Below are 3,950 nucleotides of genomic sequence, written 5' to 3'. Positions count from 1 at the left end.
CTTAAGGGGAAGGCTTTCCCTTTTCAATTGTTTTTTGAATCTATTTACACAAGATTATTTAAACACTCACCAAAAGAACTTTATATAAGAAATTATTCTAGTATTACGCCAAGTGAATTTAAAGACTCATATAAATTTCTTAGAAATTCGATAATGACTGACGGCGGCCACGTCAGCAGCCCCCTTTTGCCAAAGAATAGTCCACTCAATGCCAAGAAATAGTCCACCCTCTGCCATAATTTGATCCATAGGCACCAGATAATGCCTCCTGTATACTGTGGTGGCACGCGTCAAAAGCGCGTGACATCAACGATACAGGAGGTTTTTCTATGGTGATTCAATATCGAAGGATCCTGGAGTTGCACGGCCAGAAACACAGCCAACGTAGTATCGCGGCGAGCACGGGGAACTCAAGAGCCAAGATCGGTGACACCATTCACCGGGCAGAAGCGATGGGCATACGACCACCGTTTGATTCGACGGTCAGTGACAATGATCTGGCACAGCGACTCTTTCCCGAACTGAGGCCGGAAGCAAAAGGACGCGAAGTGCCAGACTATGAGTACCTGCACAAGGAACTCGGCAAACCTAACGTCACTTTGACCCTGCTTTACTACGAGTATGAGGCAAGCTGTCGGCAATCCGGTACCGCGCCCTACTCATACCGGACGTTCTGCCGCAACTACACGGAGTATGCGCAAAAATTCAAAGCCACGATGCGAATCAGACGTAAACCAGGCGAGGTCATGGAGGTCGATTGGGCTGGATCGACCCTAAAGCTGATCGATCGAGACACAGGCGAGTTCGTCAAAGCGTATCTGTTCCTTGCGACGTTGCCCAGCAGCCAGTATAGCTACTGTGAAGCGTGTCTGACGATGAAGACCGAAGACTGGATTCGCGCACACATTCACGCTTACGAGTTCTTTGGCGGCGTGACCGAAGTACTGGTACCCGATAATCTAAAAGTCGGCGTCACGAAACACAAAGACTACGAGGCCATTTTGAATCCTGTTTACCGTGATTTAGCGGAGCATTATGGCACAGTGATTGTCCCAGCACGCGTGAAGACGCCCAAGGACAAAGCAGCCGTCGAAGGGACGGTCAACATCCTTTCAACGTGGGTCATTGCGGCATTGCGCCATGAGCAGTTCTTCACCCTTGAGGAACTCAATAAAGCCGTCGGGTTGAAGTTGGCGGAGTTCAACCGACGGCCGTTCACGAAAAAATATAAGGTAGGGAATCGAGAAGAAGGTTTTAAACGAGAGGAGCAATTTGCCCTCAAACCTTTACCTCAATCCCCTTTCCAGATGGCAGCCTGGCGGACTGCCACCGTACAACTAGATTATCATATTCTGGTCGAAGGTATGTTTTACTCAGTTCCCTTTCAGTATATCAGTAGTCGTGTCGATATTCGACTCACCAGTGATCTCGTCGAGATCTTCTTCAAAGATATTCGGTTGGCATCGCACCGACGGTGCTACGGTCAACCCGGTCAGTTTGCGACATTATCAGGGCATATGCCCGAAAGCCATCAACTCTACCTTTCGCATACGCCAGAAACCAGTCGTGAATGGGCAAAGAAAGTCGGGCCAGCCACAGTGCAGGTTGTTGAGTATCTTCTAACTTCTTCAAGAGCCGAACGTCAGGCTTTAAATGCGACATTGCGGCTCAAGAAATTGGCGCAGAAATACAAATTAAACAAAATCGAACAGGCATGTACTGATGTGATGCGCGTCGCAAAAGCGCCAACCGTCAGAGTGATCGAGCGAATGCTCATCAACACGACCAAGAAGCAACAATCACAGCCGCATCAGGAACAAAACGACTTCGGCTTCACCCGTGGCGCCGACTACTTTGGGAGGACAACACATGAATCAAGAAACGACTAGAAAGCTCTATGAAATGCGCCTCAGCGCAATGGTCGAGGCACTCAATGCCCAAGAGACGAACGAGAATTGCCGCGGCATGAGTTTCAACGATCGCTTTGAATTGTTAGTTGATACAGCTTACGCCGCTCGGCAGTCGAATAAATTAGAACGTCTCATCAAGCAAGCCGGCTTTAAAACGATCGAACCTTCGATCACCAACATTGATTATCTTCCTGATCGTCATCTGGATCAACAACTGATCACGCGGCTCGCCTCGGGCAGCTATATTAAGGAGCATCACAACATCATCATTATGGGTGCCTCTGGTAATGGTAAAACGTGGCTTGCGACGGCATTAGGCATCGAAGCCTGTCGTCAATTTCTCAGGGTCAAGTACGTGCGTTTACCTGAACTGTTAGATGATCTATTAATCGCCAAAAATGAAGCCAATGGGGATTTTCGTCGAATCCTTGAACGGTATCGGAAAATCGATCTTCTGATCATTGACGAATGGCTACTGACCGATCTATCGCTGGAGCAATCAACCTTCATTCTTGAGTTGATCGAGCGGCGATTACACCGAACCTCAACGATCTTCTGTTCTCAGTTTGAACCCAAGGGGTGGCACAGCAAGCTGGGCAATGCCCAGATCGCCGATGCCATCTTAGATCGGATCGTTCATGATTCATACTCCATCGTGATCGATGGCAGCAAATCCATGCGAGAACGCTATGGTATCGGAGGTGCACAATGATCCCGGAGAAAGTCGAGTATCGCCTAGCTGACTATTATTTCATGGGAGATATGGAGGAAGACTTGGAGATCCGTCTTTCTGGCGCATTGATCGACGCCATTATTAAAAGCAACGAAACAATCAGTGACGATGAGCTCGTTAAAATCGTCATCAAGCTGATCAACGAATATCTTGATAGTCGCCGGCCAGACGACGAATGAACGTATAAACAAAGATCAGAAGGGACAATCCGATTGATGATTGTTCCTTCTGGTCTATTTTCTGGCAAAGGACGGCCCGTTTTGTGGCAAAGCTTGGCCTATTTTTTGGCAGTAGCGGCCTATTCCGATGGCCGCCTTCAATGACTGAAGAATACTTCAATGAATGTAATAATAGCAATACGCATGATATGAATGTTATAAATAAAATTTCGACCAAATTAAACACCAATTTATATATTTGTCCAAACTTTGACACTGGAATAAAAATAGTCAAGTTCTTCTCGCCTGATTTTTATCCACACATGAACACAAAAATATTGGAACCTCTAGATTGGAAATTTAATTATATTTTTAAAAACACATGTTTTCCAAACGTTCATAAGTCTATTCTATTTCCGTAAGGTTTGAGGAGTGATTTTTTTGCTGAAAATTTCATATGAATATTTCGTTATGTTTAACAAAATTGTTTGGTCAGAGAAAATTCCAATTATTAATTCATTAATCGTACCAGGTATCTTCTTTTTCTTATCAAACTATAAATGGCTTGTGTCATCACCCAACACAGATCAAATGATTCCTATATTAAATATTTATTGGGCATATATAATAATCAGTGTTTACCTAAACGGAGTAGTATTACAGCTTTCATCTTTTAGAGAATCAGGATTTTTGAAAACCTCAGCGATGATTTCAGGTGGTAAATCCCCGATATTTATTGGATTAAGTATGACAGAAATTTTGTTTGGGTTTATTAATATACTTGCTTTCACAATAATTGTAGGTTTGGCAACAAGAGTGAACATTTCCATATTGTTAATTAGTGTAGTTTTTCTTTACATTACCACGTCATTGCCTATAGTATTTTTTCTATCTTGGATTCCAAGTTTATCGGCAAAGCCAAATACATTAAACAGTTTGTTAAATATATTTCTAGTGATACTGATTGTAGTTGCAACTATTAGACCAGGAACTAAGAGTTTTTTTATAGAATCACTTTATTCTCTTATACCAACAGATTATATTACTCAAGTAGCTATATTTTTTGAAAATATAGTTTTCAAAGGGAGTGTCAAGTATTTTGTGTAAATGGCAGCCTTCCCGATCAAGCAACTATCAGTGAAACATGGA

Annotated in this window: 5 protein-coding genes; all 5 read left to right on the top strand. The window is 43.6% G+C overall.

From position 1 onward, the window contains the following. Positions 1–222, top strand: a 222-nt coding sequence (locus IEX81_RS16645) for a hypothetical protein (protein WP_229727662.1), incomplete at its 5' end; no start/stop codon positions are given. A gap of 107 nt (positions 223–329) precedes the next feature. Next, complete coding sequence (gene istA / locus IEX81_RS16435; RefSeq protein WP_188805330.1) at positions 330–1,889, top strand: IS21 family transposase; 1,560 nt, start codon at positions 330–332, stop codon at positions 1,887–1,889. Then, a complete protein-coding gene (gene istB / locus IEX81_RS16430; RefSeq protein WP_188805328.1) occupies positions 1,870–2,622 on the top strand; it encodes an IS21-like element helper ATPase IstB in 753 nt (250 codons plus the stop codon). The genes istA and istB overlap by 20 nt, the downstream gene beginning before the upstream one ends. Beyond that, a complete protein-coding gene (locus IEX81_RS16425; protein WP_188805326.1) occupies positions 2,619–2,822 on the top strand; it encodes a hypothetical protein in 204 nt (67 codons plus the stop codon). Before istB ends, IEX81_RS16425 begins: the two co-directional genes overlap by 4 nt. A 420-nt stretch (positions 2,823–3,242) precedes the next feature. Next, complete coding sequence (locus IEX81_RS16420; protein ID WP_188805325.1) at positions 3,243–3,908, top strand: hypothetical protein; 666 nt, start codon at positions 3,243–3,245, stop codon at positions 3,906–3,908. Positions 3,909–3,950: the final 42 nt, after the last annotated feature.

This window comes from Sporolactobacillus putidus (assembly GCF_014647035.1).
Lineage (GTDB): Bacteria > Bacillota > Bacilli > Bacillales > Sporolactobacillaceae > Sporolactobacillus > Sporolactobacillus putidus.
The sequence above is the reverse complement of the archived record's forward strand: the minus strand, read 5'-3'. Positions and strand labels throughout refer to the sequence as shown.

Excerpts from the sequence above, each read along its gene's own strand:
- istB (WP_188805328.1), top strand. The coding sequence starts at position 1,870 with ATGAATCAAGAAACGACTAGAAAGCTCTATGAAATGCGCCTCAGCGCA.
- istA (WP_188805330.1), top strand. The coding sequence starts at position 330 with ATGGTGATTCAATATCGAAGGATCCTGGAGTTGCACGGCCAGAAACAC.
- IEX81_RS16425 (WP_188805326.1), top strand. The coding sequence starts at position 2,619 with ATGATCCCGGAGAAAGTCGAGTATCGCCTAGCTGACTATTATTTCATG.